Below are 15275 nucleotides of genomic sequence, written 5' to 3'. Positions count from 1 at the left end.
CGGCGCATTCCCGATGGCGGGCGCATGCTGAATGCGCTGGCCGGAGCCGTGAAGCGCTATTCTTCGCCGGAATTCTCGGTCGTCCATGGCGGCCATGTACAGACCATCGCGGCCGGCAACTACACGGTCAGCGGCCTGTCGCGCCATGTGCGGCTCGGCGAATTCGTGGCGCACAGAAGCCCGGCCGGCATCCATCTCGGCGAAGTCGTGCGTGTCGAGCCCGATTCCGTCGTCGTCTGCCCGATCGAGCCGGGCGAACCGATCAGCATCCACGATACGGTCATCCGCAAGGGCGCCTTCCGCGTCGCGCCGGCAGCCTCCTGGTGCGGCCGCACGATCAATGCGCTCGGCGAGCCGATCGACGGGCTCGGTCCGCTGACACAGGGCGACGATCGTCGCTCCATCTACAATTCCGCGCCGCCCTCGATGACGCGCAAGCGCGTCGAGAAGGGGTTCTCGACCGGCGTGCGCGCCATCGATATCTTCGCGCCGCTCTGCCTTGGCCAACGTCTCGGCATCTTCGCCGGTTCGGGCGTCGGCAAATCGACGCTGCTCTCGATGCTCGCCCGTGCCGATGCCTTCGACAAGGTCGTCATCGCGCTGGTCGGCGAACGCGGCCGTGAAGTGCGCGAATTCATCGAGGACACGCTCGGCGACAACCTGGCGAAATCCGTCGCCGTCGTCGCCACCAGCGACGAGAGCCCGATGCTGCGCAAGATGGCGCCGCTGACCGCCGTGACGATCGCCGAGCACTATCGCGACCAGGGTGACAACGTTCTGCTCATCATCGACAGCGTGACGCGCTTTGCCCATGCCATCCGCGAAGTGGCGACCGCTGCCGGCGAGCCGCCGATTGCCCGCGGCTACCCGGCCTCGGTGTTCACCGAATTGCCGCGCCTTCTGGAGCGCGCCGGTCCCGGCGCCGAGGGCACTGGCAGCATCACGGCGATCATCTCGATCCTTGTCGACGGAGACAACCACAACGACCCGATCGCCGACTCGACGCGCGGCATTCTCGACGGCCATATCGTCATGGAGCGTAGCCTCGCCGAAGAGGGGCGCTATCCGCCGATCAACCCGCTCGCCTCCATTTCGCGCCTCGCCCGCAAGGCCTGGACGCCGGATCAGGAGAAGCTGGTGTCGCGCCTCAAGGCGTTGATCCACCGCTTCGAGGAAACGCGCGACCTGCGCCTCATCGGCGGTTACCGCCCCGGCGGCGATGCCGATCTCGACATGGCGATCAAGCAGGTGCCGATCATCTACGAGGTTCTCAAACAGACACCGGGTGAAAAGCCCGCCGCCGATTCGTTCTCCGATCTTGCCATGGCGCTGAAGAACGCGGCCGGGCAGGGCGGTGCGCCGGGCATGCGAAGGGGATGACAGTGACGGATTTCGATGCGGACGAGGCAGTGCAGCCGCTCAAGCGGTCGGGACGGCGCGGCTACAGCACCGGTGACAAGCTGCTGGCCGGGACGGGCGTGCTGCTCGCGGCGATGGCCGCCTTTTTCCCCTGGTACGTCTTCCTCAATCCGGAAAAATTCTCCGTGCCCAACCTTTGGGACGGCACGACCCGCGACTTGCCCGAAACCGGCCCCAAACAGGTGGTCAGCGTCTCGCCGGCCGCCATGGTCGACGACGACCAGGATTCGGGGCCCGGTGCGAACCTCGACCCGGTCGCGACCGCCAGCGCCACGGACGAAGGCAACGAGACAAAGCTCGGGGCGCCCCTCGACAACGGTCTTGACCAGCCGCTGCCGGCCAGCACCGGTTTCCGGCTGATGCATGTGGCAAACGGCCGGGCGCTGATCGAGGACGCGCGCGGCATGTATATCGTGCGCGTCGGCTCGGTCCTGCCCGACAACAGCCGCCTTGCGACGCTGGAGCAGCGGGACGGCGCCTGGGTCATCGTGACGTCCAACGGCGACGTCATCAAGCGCAACTAACGGATGCGGGGTGTTGCGCCCCGCGACCGATTCGGCGGTCCTGGCTTGTCCGGACTATCCGCCCGCTCGCCGCGATGACTGCGGCTCGAGCATTTATAATCCCGGAAATACAGGCACTTGTAGCTCACCCGCAGCGGTGCAAGTCTGACGCAAGATTGGCTCCATAGGTTCGCCTCGAACAAGGATGGAGCTTGTCATGCAACCGATACAACTGTTTGAACTGGCCACGAAACAAGCCGATTGGCTTTCGGTCCGCCAGAGTGTGGTTGCAGGCAATCTCGCCAACGCCAACACCCCCGGGTTCAAGGCGAAGGACGTAACTCCCTTTCAGGCGGTGCTCGAGACGACGGGCATTCGCATGGCGGCGACGCAGCCGGGCCATTTCACCGAAACCGAAATGGCAAGCCGCGTCATCGAGACCAAACCCACCGAAGAGATCGGCGTGCAGGAATCCGGCAACACGGTCGGTATTGCCGAGGAACTCATGAAAGAGGGTCAGGTCAAGCGTGACTTTGAGTTGAATGCCGGCCTCGTCAAGGCCTTTCATCGCATGATGCTGATGACAGTCAGAAGGTAAAAAATGGATCCGCTCGTAGCTTCACTGAAAGTCGCGGCCTCGGGACTTGAGGCGCAATCAACCCGTATTCGCATCGTTTCGGAAAACCTGGCCAACGCCCGCTCGACGGGCGACACCCCCGGTGCCGATCCCTTCCGCCGCAAGACCGTGACCTTCGCTTCCGAGCTCGACCGGGCAACCGGCGCTTCGCTGGTCCAGGTCGAACGTCTCGGCGAGGACGAAGGCGATTTCTCGACCGAATACGACCCGGGCAACCCCGCCGCCGACGAAAAGGGCATCGTCAAGATGCCGAACGTCAACATGCTGGTCGAAATGGCCGACATGCGGGAAGCCAACCGCTCCTATGAAGCCAACCTGCAGAGCATCAAGCAGTCGCGCGACCTGATCTCCGCGACCATCGACCTCCTGAGGGCCTCGCAATGATCGATAGCGTAACGGGCGTCAAATCGCTCTTCTCCACCCATGGCCTTTCGGGCGTCAACGAGACCTCCAGCAGCGTTTCGGCTGCCGCTGCGCAGGGAACCGGTACCGGCATGAGCTTCGCCCAGGTGATGGGCGACATGGCCACCGAAATGACCAACACACTGAAGCTTGGTGAAACCAAGTCCTTCGAAGCCATCCAGGGCAAGGCGACGACCCGCGAAGTCGTCGACGCCGTCATGAACGCCGAGCAGACGCTGCAGACCGCCATCGCCATTCGCGACAAGGTCGTCACCGCCTATCTCGAAGTCGCAAGAATGCAGATCTGAGGACCGGACATGAAAGCCCTTGCTATTGCCGCCACCGGCATGAACGCGCAGCAGACCAACCTCGAAGTCATCGCGAACAACATCGCCAACATCAACACGACCGGCTTCAAGCGCGCCCGCGCCGAGTTCTCCGACCTTCTCTACCAGACCGAGCGCGCCGCCGGCGTGCCGAACCGCGCCAACCAGGCCGTGGTGCCGGAAGGCGCCATCATCGGTCTCGGCGTCAAGACCGCTGCCGTGCGCAACCTGCATCTGCAGGGCGGCCTCGTCTCGACGGGCAACTCCTTCGACATGGCGCTGATCGGCCGCGGTTGGTTCCAGATCGAGGCGCCCGATGGCTCCACGCTCTACACCCGCGCCGGCGCGTTCAACACCAATGCCGACGGCCAGCTGGTGACGCTCGACGGCTACACGGTCGTGCCGGGCATCACGGTGCCGCAGGATGCCACCGAAGTCACCGTCAGCAAGTCCGGCCAGGTCTATGCGACGGTCGGCGGCCAGCAGCAGGAACTCGGCCAGATCACGCTGGCGAACTTCGTCAACGAGGCCGGCCTCGAGCCGCTCGGTGAAAACCTCTATCGCGAGACCGCAGCTTCGGGTCCGGCCAATGTCGGCGCACCTGACGAAGCGGGCTTCGCCTATATCCAGCAGAACTACCTCGAAGCCTCCAACGTCGATCCGGTCAAGGAAATCACCGACCTGATCTCGGCCCAGCGCGCCTACGAGATGAACTCCAAGATCATCCAGGCAGCCGACGAAATGGCGGCCGTGGTCAGCAAGAACCTGAGATAACAACCGACAGACACGCGGGGAACATGATGTTTCGCCTGATAGCAGCCCTTCGCAGAGCAAAGACCCTTTCGGCCTCGCGCCGCGCGGCACTCGCCGCGTGCGCCGTGCTCGCCGGTCTTTTCGCAGCCGACGCGGCCCTTGCCGATACCCGCATGGCCGTCGTGCCCAAGCGGACGATCTATCCCGGCGAGGAAGTCCAGGCGGGGCAGCTCGAAGAGGTCGAGGTCACTAACCCGAACATCGTCAAGGGCTATGCCGAAAGCATCGGTCAGGTCGATGGCCTCATCACGAAGCGAACCCTGCTTGCGGGCCGCGTCATCCTTGTCTCGGCGCTGCGTGAGCCCTTCGCCGTTTCCCGCGGCACCACCGTCCAGCTCGTGTTCGACAATGGGTCGCTGATGCTGCGTGCTGCCGGCACGCCGCTTCAGGATGCCGCCGTCGGCGAACTGATCAAGGTTCGCAACAAGGATTCCGGCGTGATCGTCTCCGGCACGGTCATGGAAGACGGAACCGTACATGTGGTGGCACGATGATTGAGCTTTTCTTCCGCGTCGTTGCCGCCCTTGCGTGCATCATGCTTGCCGCAGGCCCGGCCCTTCCGGCCGCCCGCATCAAGGATGTCGCCTCGCTCCAGGCCGGCCGTGACAACCAGTTGATCGGCTACGGCCTCGTCGTCGGCCTTCAGGGCACCGGCGACAGCATGCGTTCGTCGCCGTTTACCGAGCAGTCCATGCGCGCGATGCTGCAGAACCTCGGCATCTCCATGGTCGGCACGCAGACGCGCGCCAAGAACATCGCGGCCGTGCTCGTCACCGCCAACCTGCCGCCCTTCGCCAGTCCCGGCAGCCGCATCGACGTGACGGTCGGTTCGCTGGGCGACGCGGCCTCGCTGCGCGGCGGCACGCTCGTCATGACGTCGCTGTCGGGCGCCGACGGCCAAATCTACGCGGTTGCGCAAGGCTCGATCGTCGTGACCGGCATCAGCGCCAGCGGCGATGCAGCCAGTGTCCAGCAGGGTGTGACGACCGCCGGCCGCGTGCCGAACGGCGCGATCATCGAGCGCGAACTCCCGTCGCGCTTCAAGGATTCGTCCGATCTCGTGCTGCAGCTTCGCAATCCGGACTTCTCCACCTCGGTCGGCATGGCCGATGCCATCAACCGCTATGCAGCCGCGCAATACGGCAATCCGATCGCCGAATCGCGCGATTCTCAGTCGGTCTATATCGCCAAGCCCAAGATGGCCGATCTGGCTCGTTTGATGGCCGATATCGAAAATCTCGTCATCGAGACCGACGTGCCGGCGCGCGTCGTGATCAACGAACGCACGGGCACGATCGTCATCGGTCAGGACGTGCGCATTTCACCGGTCGCTGTCAGTTACGGAACCTTGACCGTGCAGATCACCGAGATGCCAAAGGTCGTGCAGCCCGAACCCTTCTCCAGGGGCGTGACGGCGGTCGAGCCGAACACCGACATCCTCGTTCAGCAGAATGGTGGCAATGTCGCCCTGCTCGACGGCTCCAGCCTGCGCTCGCTGGTGGCGGGGCTGAACAGCATCGGCGTCAAGCCTGACGGCATCATTTCGATCCTGCAGAGCATCAAGACCGCGGGCGCCCTCCAGGCAGAACTGGTGCTGCAATGACGAACACCACCCTCTCCACCCTTGCCCGCAGGCTCGCCTTGCCGCTCGCCGGCTTCGTGATGATGGCCATTCCCGGCGCTTTCGCCGAGGAGCGCCCGGTCATCACGACCACCAATGCGAGCGCCGACGAAATACGGGAGTTCTGCACCAACATTGCGGACGCCGCGCGCGACCAGCGCTACCTGCTGCAGAAGCAGGAACTGGAAAACCTCCAGAAGGATGTCGACGAGCGTATCAAGACGCTCGAGGCGCGCCGTGCGGAATACGAGGACTGGCTGGCCCGCCGCAACGCTTTCCTGAAGCAGGCCGAGGGCGGACTGGTCGAAATCTACCGGAAGATGAAGCCGGATGCCGCCGCCGCGCAGCTTGCGGAGCTCAATCCGGAAATTGCGTCTGCGATCGTCATGAAGCTGCCGCCGCGCCAGTCGAGCACCATTCTCGGTGAAATGCCGGCCGCCAAGGCCGCGCTGCTCACCCGCATCATCGCGGTCGCGGGCGATGCGAAAACCTCAAAGGACCCGTCATGAAGAAGACCGCCTCTGCACTCGCCGTCGCGCTGGCATTGTCGAGCTGCTCCAGCCAGGCCCTCAACGAGATCGGCAAGGCGCCGGCGATGAGTCCGATCGGCAGCGGCCTCAACTATGCCGAAACGCCGCAGATGGCAGCCTATCCGAAACAGCCCCGCACGGCGGTTGCAGGCTACTCGATCTGGAGCGACCAGCAGTCGGCGCTGTTCAAGGATTCGCGCGCCTTCAAGGTCGGCGACATCATGACGGTCAATATCCGCGTCAACGACCGGGCGAGCTTCGACAACAAAACGGACCGGTCGCGCACCAACAAGAGCGGCATGAACCTCGGCATCGGCATGAGCGGCGACCTGCCTGACGTCGCAGGCAAGGGCGACCTGACCTACGGCTCCTCGACCAGTACCAAGGGCGACGGCTCCACGGCGCGCGCGGAGAAGCTGAACCTCCTCGTCGCCGCTGTCGTCACCGGCGTCATCGAGAACGGCAACCTTCTGATCAGCGGCTCGCAGGAAGTGCGCGTCAACCACGAGCTTCGCATTCTCAACGTCGCCGGCATCGTGCGGCCGCAGGATGTCGATTCCAACAACCAGATCTCCTACGAGAAGATCGCGGAAGCCCGCATCTCCTACGGCGGCCGCGGCCGCCTGACGGAAGTGCAGCAGCCGCCATGGGGTCAGCAGGCCGTCGACCTGTTCTCGCCGCTCTGACGCGGACAGGCCCAGTCAACCGGGAAGAAAGACATGGCGGAAGAAGAACAGGTCGTCGCTGAGAAGAAGCCGTCGATCGTCATCACCATCGCGATCATCGCCGTCCTGACGCTGCTTGCCGGCGGCGGTGGATGGGTTGTGGGCAACATGCTTGCACCGCCACCGGCTGAAAAGCCGGCTGAGGACGTGGCAAAGGCCGAGCCTGCCGCAGGCGGGCATGGTGAGGGCGGCAAGGGCGCGGCGGCCGGCGAGGAGGTCGCGCATATCTCGACACCGGCAAACGGCATCGTGCTGCTCGATCCGATCACCAGCAATCTGGCGTATCCCTCGGAAAACCGCATCCGGCTCGAAGTCGCCCTGATGTTCAAGGGGGCCACCGACGTCAAGATCGCCGAAGAAATCCATCAGGACATCATGGCCTATATGCGCACGGTGACGCTCCAGCAGGTGCAGGGGCCGCGCGGTTTCCAATATCTACGGGACGACCTGCAGGAGCGGGTTGACCTCCGGTCCGAAGGGCGCGTAACCAACGTCATGTTCCGGACCTTTGTGATCGAATGATTCGAGCCTTTCTGACCTTCGTCGCCATCATGGCGATGACCGGCATGGCGTATGCCCAGCAGCAGTTGCAGCTGCCGGGCAATATTTTCAATGCGCCCGTCGACGGCTCCGTTGCCTCCTGGATCATTCGAACCTTCGGGCTGCTCACGATCCTTTCGGTTGCCCCCGGCATCCTGATCATGGTGACGAGCTTTCCGCGCTTCGTCATCGCCTTCTCGATCCTGCGTTCCGGCATGGGCCTGGCGACGACGCCGTCCAACATGATTCTCGTGTCGCTGGCGCTGTTCATGACTTTCTACGTCATGGCGCCGACCTTCGACCGGGCCTGGCAGAACGGCGTCGAGCCGCTCATCGCCAACCAGATCGACGAGACCGAGGCCGCCAAGCGAATAGCCGAACCGTTCCGCGACTTCATGGTTGCTAACACCCGCGACAAGGACATCGAGCTTTTCATCTCGCTTGCCGAAGAGCGCGGCCAGACGGTTGTCGAGAACAACGTCGCCGACCTGCGTGTGGTCATCCCGGCCTTCATGATCTCGGAAATCCGGCGCGGCTTCGAGATCGGCTTCCTAGTCGTCCTGCCTTTCCTCGTCATCGATATGATCGTCGCCACCATCACCATGGCCATGGGCATGATGATGCTGCCGCCCACATCGATTTCGCTGCCCTTCAAGATCCTGTTCTTCGTGTTGATCGACGGCTGGAATCTGCTTGTCGGCAGCCTTGTCCGATCCTTCAATTAGACCTTCTTAACCATACATTCTCACCCGCTATTAACCCTGTTTTTCAACGGGTTGACGGCCCTTTGCCGGTTTAAGGAGTTGGCAAGGATTGGCTGCGAGTTTGGCATCACACGACGGGTTTGGTATCCCTCTGGATGTCTGGAGAAACCGAGTTGGCATGAAGCCGAACCGCCGTAACCGGTAAGTTTTCAGTCCGGTATGTCCCCACCAGTATTTCGTTCAAAGGGACAACTAGAATGTCGAGCATTCTCACCAACACTTCTGCAATGGCAGCCCTCCAGACGCTGCGCACGATCAACAACGACATGGAAACGACGCAGGGCCGCATTTCGTCCGGCGAGCGCGTTGGCGCGGCCAAGGACAACGCTGCCTACTGGTCGATCGCGACCACCATGCGCGCTGACAATGCAGCCATCTCGGCTGTTCAGGACGCGCTTGGCCTCGGCGCCGCAAAGGTCGACGTCGCCTACAGCGGTGTCGAAGCTGCCATCGACGTCGTTAAGACGATCAAGCAGAAGCTCGTTACCGCAACCGAACAGGGCGTTGACAAGACCAAGGTCCAGGAAGAAATCAAGCAGCTCCAGGACCAGCTGAAGAGCATCGGCGCTTCGGCGACGTTCAACGGCGAAAACTGGCTGGCCGGCGGCAGTGCAGACAGCACGGTTGTCACCGGCTTCGTGCGCGGCGACGACGGCACGGTCAAGGTCACGACGGCAAGCTACGACTCGGCTGCAAATGCCCTGTTCGGCGCCTATGATCCGTCCACCGGCGAAGTTGACGACAGCTCGGGCTACCTGGCAGACACGCTCGCCATCGAGCTGACGGACGCCACGACCGACGACGAAGTGGCCGGTCACCTCGACACGATCGAAACCGCGCTGACGAACCTCACGACGGTCGGTTCGAACCTTGGTTCGCTCTCCATGCGTATCGGCCTGCAGGAAGACTTCGCAAACAAGCTCTCCGACGCCCTCGACAAGGGTGTAGGCCGTCTCGTCGACGCCGACATGAACGAGGAATCGACCCGCCTGAAGGCCCTGCAGACCCAGCAGCAGCTCGCCATCCAGTCGCTGTCGATCGCGAACTCCAACTCGCAGAACATCCTCTCGCTGTTCCGTTAATAACGGACGGGAGACGGCGGGAAGGCTGACCCCGCCAGATCCTACAAAAAGGCCGCGTCCGGAAACGGGCGCGGCCTTTTTTCGTTTTTCTTTCGCGTTAAAGAATTCCTTAACCTTATTGCGGTTTTCTAAGCCCATCGAAACGGTGGGTTAACCAAGAAACTTAACCGGTTAGCAGGCATGATGCTGACCACCGTTTACCGGTAACATCCGGAATGCCCTCCTCAGTCAGCCATTCAAGGGGCACGCATCACATGACCAGCATTCTGACCAACGTCGCGGCAATGTCCGCTCTCAACACCCTTCGCTCGATCGGCGCGGACATGGAAACGACGCAGGGTCGCGTCTCCTCCGGCATGCGCGTCGGTGAAGCCGCAGACAACGCTGCCTACTGGTCGATCGCGACCACCATGCGCTCCGACAACATGGCCCTCTCGGCTGTTCAGGACGCCCTCGGCCTCGGCGCCGCCAAGGTCGACACCGCCTATGCCGGTATGAACGCCGCCATCGACGTCGTGAAGGAAATGAAGAAGAAGGTTACGGCGGCGACCGAACAGGGCGTCGACAAGGCCAAGGTTCAGGAAGAAATCAAGCAGCTCCAGCAGCAGCTGGTTTCGATCGCCTCGGGCGCTGCCTTCAACGGCCAGAACTGGCTCGTCTTCGACAGCACCGCCGCCGACGCCGTTGCCGACAAGACGATCGTTTCGGGCTTCGTCCGCGACGCTTCGGGCACCGTCAAGGTCAACACCACCACCTATACGCTCGACGAACTGACCGCTGACTCACAGAACGTTCTGTTCGGCACCGTTGACACGGACGACTACACGCAGAGCGTCGGCGGTATCCTCGGCTCGGCCGGTGACGACATCGACGGGACGAGCAACACCTACACGATCACCGACACGGTCGTAACGCTCGACATCTCGGCCTTCACCGACGCCGAAATGGGCGAAGCGCTGAACCTGACGGAAGCCGCCATCCAGGGCATGACGAAGGCTGCTTCGCAGCTCGGCTCGATCTCCATGCGCATCGACCTGCAGGAAGACTTCGCTTCCAAGCTGAGCGACGCCATCGACAGCGGTATCGGCCGCCTCGTCGATGCCGACATGAACGAAGAATCGACCCGCCTCAAGGCTCTCCAGACGCAGCAGCAGCTGGGCATCCAGGCACTCTCGATCGCCAACTCCTCGGCCGAAGGCATCCTCACCCTCTTCCGTTAATCGGCAGACGCGGTTCAAATCCTTCGAAGATCTCGCAAGGCCCCGGTTATCCGGGGCCTTCGTGTTTTTAGAGCGGCGCATGCAGGAAGGTCGACATGGCGGCGCCCTCGTCCCTGCGGGCGAGATAGAGCCGTGCGGTATCGAGCGCTTCGCGGATGGTCACGTCCATGTCGAGGTAACGGTAGGTTCCGAGGCGCCCGACAAAGGTGACGCCCGTTTCCTGCTCGGCTCGGGCGATATAGTCGGCCAGCTGCGCCTTCTCCTCGACGAGGCGGATCGGATAGTAAGGAATATCGTCGGGGCCGCAGGCGCGCGAAAATTCGCGGTAGCAGACCGAACCCTCATGCTCTTCCCACGGCGAGAAGTGCTTGTGCTCGGTGATACGCGTATAGGGCACGGCGACGTCGCCGTAGTTCATCACCGCGCAGCCCTGATAGTCGCCATCATAGGTGAAACGCTCGAAATCCAGCGTGCGATAGCCCAGCCGGCCGAGCTCGTAGTCGAAATAGCCATCGAGCGGGCCGGAATAGAAGACGTGTGCATAGCCCGCCGCCTGGTCGCGCCGGAAGCTCGTCTCCAGCGAAATATGGATGTCGGGATGGTCGAGAATGCCTTCGATCATCTCGGTATAGCCGTTTGCCGGCATGCCCTGGAACTTATGGAAGAAATAGTTGTCGTCGTAGTTGAACCGCACCGGCAGGCGCTTCAGGATCGAGGCCGGAAGCTCGGTTGGCGAGCAGCCCCATTGCTTCTGGGTGTAGCCCTTGAAGAAGGCTTCGTAGAGATCGTTGCCGACGAAGCGCAGCGCCTGCTCCTCGAAGGTCTGCGGATCCGAGATCGTCTTGTCGGCTTGCTCCTCGAGGAAGACGCGGGCCTCGTCGGGCCGGAACGTCTTGCCGAAGAATTGGTTGATCGTGTGCAGGTTGACGGGCAGCGAGAAGACTTGGCCACCGCTCGTCGTCTTCACCCGGTTCTTGTAGGGCATAAAGGTCGTGAAACCGTTCACATAGTCCCAGACCTCGGCATCGTCGGTATGGAAGATGTGCGGGCCGTAGATATGCACCATCACGCCGGTCGCCTCGTCGCGCACCGTATGGCAATTGCCGCCGATATGGTTGCGCGCGTCGAGGATGTCGACCTTGTAGCCTTCCTGCGCGAGTTCCCGGCCGATGACGGCGCCGGAAAGCCCGGCGCCGACGATGAGGATTTTTTCTTTCACGCTCATTCTATTCCACCCTGCGAAATGTTCTGTCCGGCCGCCGCTTAGCCGGCCGCGCGCAGCACCGGCTTTTCGGTTTCCGGGAAGAGGCGCGAGCGCATCAGGGCTTCATACGCCTTGATGAGCGGCGTCGGATCCCAGCCGCGCTCCTGCGGGCCGAAGCTCAGATGGCTGACGGTGAAATCGGAATAGATCGCCGAGGGGCGGCCGAGGAAGGTCGGCACGCCGATGGTGAGCGCATGTTCGTCGTCGCCCTGCGGCAGCGCCATGTGCAGAAGGTCGCGGCCGAGCCAGGCGATGAAGTTGATCGACTGCCGCTCGGTCCAGTCGACGGACGGCTGGGGGAGGGGCAGTGTGCGGCCGTCTTCGCCCAGGAAATAGCCGTGCAGCCTGGCTGCCCGCTCGGCGCTCTCCCAGAGCGTGCCGCCGAAACCGCCCGGCGGGTGCTCGAACTCGCCGACCGAGGTCGGGATGGAGCCCGCCGCTTGCTGGAGATAGGCGCACACGCCGTTGTTCACGACATTGGCCGAGACGATGAAGTAGTGCGGGTTGGCGCGGCGGAACTGGATGTAGCCGTCGAGCTTGTCGATATCGACATAGACGATGTCGTCGTCGCATTTCAGGAAGACGGCGTCCTTGAAGTCCTCGAAGCGCGTCGCGTAATAGTCATAGGCCTGGTAGTAGGGCAGTTGCTCGTTCGGATTGCCGATATAGCGCCGCGTGCGCGCATCGACATCGCAGCGTTCGAGATCCGCACCCCAGCCGCCGCGGATTTGCACCGTGGCGCCGGCCGAAAGGTTGATCTCCGGCCAGGTGCCGATCGTCACGTCGTTGATGCGCAGGATCGGCGCGCCGGCCGCATCGACTGAAAGTGTGACGTCGTTGGGACGGCCGGGCGAGAGGATGCCGGGCGTCGGTTGGCTCCAGAGCGTCTGCTCATTGCCGCGGTCGAAATGCGCAAGCTGGTCGCGGCCGATCTTGCGCAGCACCGAATGCGTATTCTTCCAGCCACCGACCGCGATCTCGTAGCAGTCGTGCGGGCGATCATTCGGGATGACGGCGATGTGCAGGTCGTGACGGATGCGGGCGCTGGTGCGGAACGAGGCGCTCGGCGAGACGGTGCCGGCGTCCTGATAGGGCACCTTGGAGCCCATATAACGGGCGGGACCGAATTCGCGCGTCACCCAGGCATGGTCGTCGGCTGAGCGGGTGAAGTCCCAGATGTGCCACTCGTCGATGATCCCGAGGTCCAGCACACGGCGAATGTATTGCGTGAGGATTTCCATCCTCGTCTGCCGTCCGGCAAAGGTCACCAGGATAACTGGGGTCATGCGATCCTCGTCGTTCAGAGCGGTTCGTGTTTCAAATCGGGTCTGCCGGCACTCAGCCGGCAAGATCCTTCCAAAGGCGGGCGTCGGGCGTCAGCGGCGCGTGTTCGTCCATCAGCTTGAGCTGGTCGAGGTAGCGCTGCCGGTAGGCCTGTTCGCTTTCGAATTCGATGCCGGCAGCGGCAAGCTCGGCGCCGACCTCGTAATAGACGTTGAGGTTGCGCAGGTCCGGCACGGGCGTTTCGCCGCGCTCGGCCTCGCCCTGCATCTGCCAGAACAGCTCTTCCAGACGGCGCACGAGGCGATCCATGTCGCGCAGCGCACAGGTCTCGCGCTGGTCCTGCAAGGACTGGCGGATCGCGACGAGGCTTTCCGGGTTCTTGGCGAAGGCGATCGCCTTGCCGACATAGTCTTCCGGCCCGGTGCAGATCAGCTCCGGAACGCCGGCGGCCGAGACGATGCTGGCGCAGAAGCGCGAGGCGAAGCTCTTGCCCGGCACGGTCAAGACGGGAAGCCCCTGCGTGATCGCGTCGGCGGCGGTCGAATGCGCGCCATAGGGGAAAGTGTCAAGGAACAGATTGGCAAGTCCGATGCGGGCCAGATGATCCGGGTTCTGCACCTTGCCGGCGAAGATCAGCCGGTCGGGCGAGACGCCGGCCTGCTGGGCCATCTGCTTGACACGCTCGTTGACGCTGTCGTCGCCGACGAGCAGCCAGAGAACGCTGCCGGGGGTCGCAAGCAGGATCGCCATCCAGCGCGAGAAGCAGGACGCCGAGATCTTCTGCATGCCGTTGAAGCTTGCGAAGACGAAGGCGTCTTCCGGTAGGCCGACGGAGGCGCGCGTCGGGAGCGCATTGACAGTGCGCTTGCGGTCCACCGGCTGGTTGCAAGGGATGCGCAGGACCTTTTCCGTATAATAAAGCTCGTTTTCCCGCGGCACGATATAGTCGTCGGCGATCATGTACTGGTGGTATGGGCTCGCCATCGAACCGGGATAGCCGCAGAAATTCACGATCACGGGCGCGGGCCGGTGCGCGAAGATTTTCGTGCGGGCATGTTTGGTGTAGCCGTTGACGTCGATGAGCACGTCGATCTCGTCGGCGACGATCTGGCGGGCCGCATCGATATCGCTCATCTTGGTGATGTCGCGCCAATGATCGACGGCCTGCTTGATGCGGGCCTGGGTGTGATCGATCGGAGCCGGATCGCCGCAATAATAGGCGAAGATCTCGACCTGAGACTTGTCATGCAGCTCCAGCACTTCGCTGAGCGCGAAGCCGACGGCGTGCTGGCGCAGGTCCGAGGAGACATAGCCGATGCGCAGGCGCTGGCCGGTGCCGGATTTCTGACGGACCGGCTTGCGCACGAAGCCGCGCGTATCCGGACGGCCGACGGTGGCGGTGCAGTAGCGATGCGCCTTGGCGAGCTGGAACAGCGGGTCGTCGGCGTAGCAGGCGATCGTCATGGAGGACATGGCGTCCATGAATTGCCGGCTCGAAATGTGAATGTTGGGCGTGATGACCGGCCACTTGACCTGGCGCATGCGCAGCGAAATCCAGTGCTGCGCGGCTTCGGTGCGGTGCGGCTGCAGCTCCATCGCCTGCCAGAGGGCCGCTTCCGCTTCCTCCAGCTTGCCGGCGCCTTCGAGAACGCGGCCGATATGCTGGAGCACGAGATGGCGATGATTGATGCGGTCGGGCGTGACGTCGCTGGTCGTATCGACATAGCTGCGCCATTGCAGCACGGCCTGGCCGGTCAGGCCGCAATCCTCGAGCGTACGGCCGAGATTGACATGCGCCTGGCCGAAATCCGGATTGATCTTCAGCGCGGCGCGCAGCGCGTTCAGCGTGCCGGAGATGTCGCCGGACTTCGAAAGCGAGACGGCATAGTTGAAATAGGCGAGGTGCAGCAGCGGGTTGCTATCGTTGAAGGCGATCCACGTCTTGTAGAGCTCGATGGCCTGCGGCGCCTGCCCGGCGGCCGACAGCCCCTCGGCCATCTGGAAGAGTTCGGCAAGCGAAAGCTGCTGGGTGCGGGCGCGGCCGAGAACGTTGGCGAGCGTTGCGTTCGGATCGGGAACGATGGGGGTGCTGACAGTCATGGCCATCCTGCGGCAAGGCGGCCTTTCGGCCGGGCGGTTGAACGA

General features: G+C 63.2%; 17 protein-coding genes. 14 read left to right on the top strand and 3 right to left on the bottom strand.

Features of this window, described 5'->3' with window-relative positions; translation table 11 throughout:
- Positions 1 to 24 precede the first annotated feature (24 nt).
- The 14 genes from fliI to ACOZKU_RS04440 all read left to right on the top strand — a co-directional run bounded on the left by fliI (position 25) and on the right by ACOZKU_RS04440 (position 10582).
- A complete protein-coding gene (fliI, locus tag ACOZKU_RS04505) occupies positions 25 to 1380 on the top strand; it encodes a flagellar protein export ATPase FliI (RefSeq protein ID WP_421577861.1) in 1356 nt (451 codons plus the stop codon).
- Positions 1377 to 1943, top strand: a complete 567-nt coding sequence (locus ACOZKU_RS04500; RefSeq protein WP_421577843.1) for a flagellar protein — start codon at positions 1377 to 1379, stop codon at positions 1941 to 1943. Before fliI ends, ACOZKU_RS04500 begins: the two co-directional genes overlap by 4 nt.
- 196 nt (positions 1944 to 2139) lie before the next feature.
- Positions 2140 to 2520, top strand: a complete 381-nt coding sequence (flgB, locus tag ACOZKU_RS04495) for a flagellar basal body rod protein FlgB (protein ID WP_117368463.1) — start codon at positions 2140 to 2142, stop codon at positions 2518 to 2520.
- A gap of 3 nt (positions 2521 to 2523) precedes the next feature.
- Entirely contained in the window at positions 2524 to 2943 is a 420-nt protein-coding gene (gene flgC, locus ACOZKU_RS04490) for a flagellar basal body rod protein FlgC (protein ID WP_313523566.1), read from the top strand.
- Positions 2940 to 3269 (top strand): flagellar hook-basal body complex protein FliE, encoded by a 330-nt coding sequence (locus tag ACOZKU_RS04485; RefSeq protein ID WP_117368181.1) that lies wholly within the window; start codon positions 2940 to 2942, stop codon positions 3267 to 3269. The genes flgC and ACOZKU_RS04485 overlap by 4 nt, the downstream gene beginning before the upstream one ends.
- 9 nt (positions 3270 to 3278) lie before the next feature.
- The gene (gene flgG, locus ACOZKU_RS04480; protein ID WP_314092645.1) at positions 3279 to 4061 is read left to right on the top strand and encodes a flagellar basal-body rod protein FlgG; all 783 of its coding nucleotides are present in this window, start codon (positions 3279 to 3281) and stop codon (positions 4059 to 4061) included.
- A 23-nt stretch (positions 4062 to 4084) separates the two neighbouring features.
- Positions 4085 to 4594 (top strand): flagellar basal body P-ring formation chaperone FlgA, encoded by a 510-nt coding sequence (flgA, locus tag ACOZKU_RS04475; RefSeq protein ID WP_421577842.1) that lies wholly within the window; start codon positions 4085 to 4087, stop codon positions 4592 to 4594.
- A complete protein-coding gene (locus ACOZKU_RS04470) occupies positions 4594 to 5703 on the top strand; it encodes a flagellar basal body P-ring protein FlgI (RefSeq protein ID WP_421577860.1) in 1110 nt (369 codons plus the stop codon). Before flgA ends, ACOZKU_RS04470 begins: the two co-directional genes overlap by 1 nt.
- Entirely contained in the window at positions 5700 to 6230 is a 531-nt protein-coding gene (locus ACOZKU_RS04465) for a MotE family protein (protein WP_421577841.1), read from the top strand. Before ACOZKU_RS04470 ends, ACOZKU_RS04465 begins: the two co-directional genes overlap by 4 nt.
- Positions 6227 to 6937, top strand: a complete 711-nt coding sequence (gene flgH / locus ACOZKU_RS04460) for a flagellar basal body L-ring protein FlgH (protein WP_314092652.1) — start codon at positions 6227 to 6229, stop codon at positions 6935 to 6937. Before ACOZKU_RS04465 ends, flgH begins: the two co-directional genes overlap by 4 nt.
- A 33-nt stretch (positions 6938 to 6970) precedes the next feature.
- Complete coding sequence (locus tag ACOZKU_RS04455) at positions 6971 to 7498, top strand: flagellar basal body-associated FliL family protein (RefSeq protein ID WP_421577840.1); 528 nt, start codon at positions 6971 to 6973, stop codon at positions 7496 to 7498.
- Positions 7495 to 8241: a flagellar type III secretion system pore protein FliP gene (gene fliP / locus ACOZKU_RS04450; RefSeq protein WP_421577839.1), complete on the top strand. Its 747-nt coding sequence runs from the start codon at positions 7495 to 7497 to the stop codon at positions 8239 to 8241. The genes ACOZKU_RS04455 and fliP overlap by 4 nt, the downstream gene beginning before the upstream one ends.
- Before the next feature lie 236 nt (positions 8242 to 8477).
- Positions 8478 to 9362 (top strand): flagellin, encoded by an 885-nt coding sequence (locus ACOZKU_RS04445; protein ID WP_117368195.1) that lies wholly within the window; start codon positions 8478 to 8480, stop codon positions 9360 to 9362.
- Positions 9363 to 9616: 254 nt separating this feature from the next.
- Positions 9617 to 10582, top strand: coding sequence for a flagellin (locus tag ACOZKU_RS04440; RefSeq protein WP_314092662.1), 966 nt, complete (start codon positions 9617 to 9619; stop codon positions 10580 to 10582).
- 67 nt (positions 10583 to 10649) lie between these two features.
- On the opposite strand, the gene glf is transcribed toward ACOZKU_RS04440, so the two are convergent.
- The 3 genes from glf to ACOZKU_RS04425 are packed head-to-tail and all read right to left on the bottom strand — an operon-like array spanning position 10650 to position 15230.
- On the bottom strand, positions 10650 to 11807 hold the full coding sequence (gene glf / locus ACOZKU_RS04435) for a UDP-galactopyranose mutase (RefSeq protein ID WP_421577838.1): 1158 nt from the start codon (positions 11805 to 11807) through the stop codon (positions 10650 to 10652).
- A 38-nt stretch (positions 11808 to 11845) separates the two neighbouring features.
- Positions 11846 to 13132, bottom strand: coding sequence for a hypothetical protein (locus tag ACOZKU_RS04430; protein WP_421577837.1), 1287 nt, complete (start codon positions 13130 to 13132; stop codon positions 11846 to 11848).
- A 52-nt stretch (positions 13133 to 13184) separates the two neighbouring features.
- Positions 13185 to 15230, bottom strand: coding sequence for a glycosyl transferase (locus tag ACOZKU_RS04425; protein WP_421577836.1), 2046 nt, complete (start codon positions 15228 to 15230; stop codon positions 13185 to 13187).
- Positions 15231 to 15275 lie beyond the last annotated feature (45 nt).

The organism is Shinella sp. M31 (genome assembly GCF_049199205.1).
In the GTDB taxonomy this organism is placed as follows: domain Bacteria; phylum Pseudomonadota; class Alphaproteobacteria; order Rhizobiales; family Rhizobiaceae; genus Shinella.
Note: the sequence above shows the minus strand (reverse complement) of the source record. Positions and strands in the feature narration are given on the sequence as shown.

Excerpts from the sequence above, each read along its gene's own strand:
- fliI (WP_421577861.1), top strand. The coding sequence starts at position 25 with ATGCTGAATGCGCTGGCCGGAGCCGTGAAGCGCTATTCTTCGCCGGAA.
- ACOZKU_RS04500 (WP_421577843.1), top strand. The coding sequence starts at position 1,377 with ATGACAGTGACGGATTTCGATGCGGACGAGGCAGTGCAGCCGCTCAAG.
- flgB (WP_117368463.1), top strand. The coding sequence starts at position 2,140 with ATGCAACCGATACAACTGTTTGAACTGGCCACGAAACAAGCCGATTGG.
- flgC (WP_313523566.1), top strand. The coding sequence starts at position 2,524 with ATGGATCCGCTCGTAGCTTCACTGAAAGTCGCGGCCTCGGGACTTGAG.
- ACOZKU_RS04485 (WP_117368181.1), top strand. The coding sequence starts at position 2,940 with ATGATCGATAGCGTAACGGGCGTCAAATCGCTCTTCTCCACCCATGGC.
- flgG (WP_314092645.1), top strand. The coding sequence starts at position 3,279 with ATGAAAGCCCTTGCTATTGCCGCCACCGGCATGAACGCGCAGCAGACC.
- flgA (WP_421577842.1), top strand. The coding sequence starts at position 4,085 with ATGATGTTTCGCCTGATAGCAGCCCTTCGCAGAGCAAAGACCCTTTCG.
- ACOZKU_RS04465 (WP_421577841.1), top strand. The coding sequence starts at position 5,700 with ATGACGAACACCACCCTCTCCACCCTTGCCCGCAGGCTCGCCTTGCCG.
- flgH (WP_314092652.1), top strand. The coding sequence starts at position 6,227 with ATGAAGAAGACCGCCTCTGCACTCGCCGTCGCGCTGGCATTGTCGAGC.
- ACOZKU_RS04455 (WP_421577840.1), top strand. The coding sequence starts at position 6,971 with ATGGCGGAAGAAGAACAGGTCGTCGCTGAGAAGAAGCCGTCGATCGTC.
- fliP (WP_421577839.1), top strand. The coding sequence starts at position 7,495 with ATGATTCGAGCCTTTCTGACCTTCGTCGCCATCATGGCGATGACCGGC.
- ACOZKU_RS04445 (WP_117368195.1), top strand. The coding sequence starts at position 8,478 with ATGTCGAGCATTCTCACCAACACTTCTGCAATGGCAGCCCTCCAGACG.
- ACOZKU_RS04440 (WP_314092662.1), top strand. The coding sequence starts at position 9,617 with ATGACCAGCATTCTGACCAACGTCGCGGCAATGTCCGCTCTCAACACC.
- glf (WP_421577838.1), bottom strand. The coding sequence starts at position 11,807 with ATGAGCGTGAAAGAAAAAATCCTCATCGTCGGCGCCGGGCTTTCCGGC.
- ACOZKU_RS04430 (WP_421577837.1), bottom strand. The coding sequence starts at position 13,132 with ATGACCCCAGTTATCCTGGTGACCTTTGCCGGACGGCAGACGAGGATG.
- ACOZKU_RS04425 (WP_421577836.1), bottom strand. The coding sequence starts at position 15,230 with ATGACTGTCAGCACCCCCATCGTTCCCGATCCGAACGCAACGCTCGCC.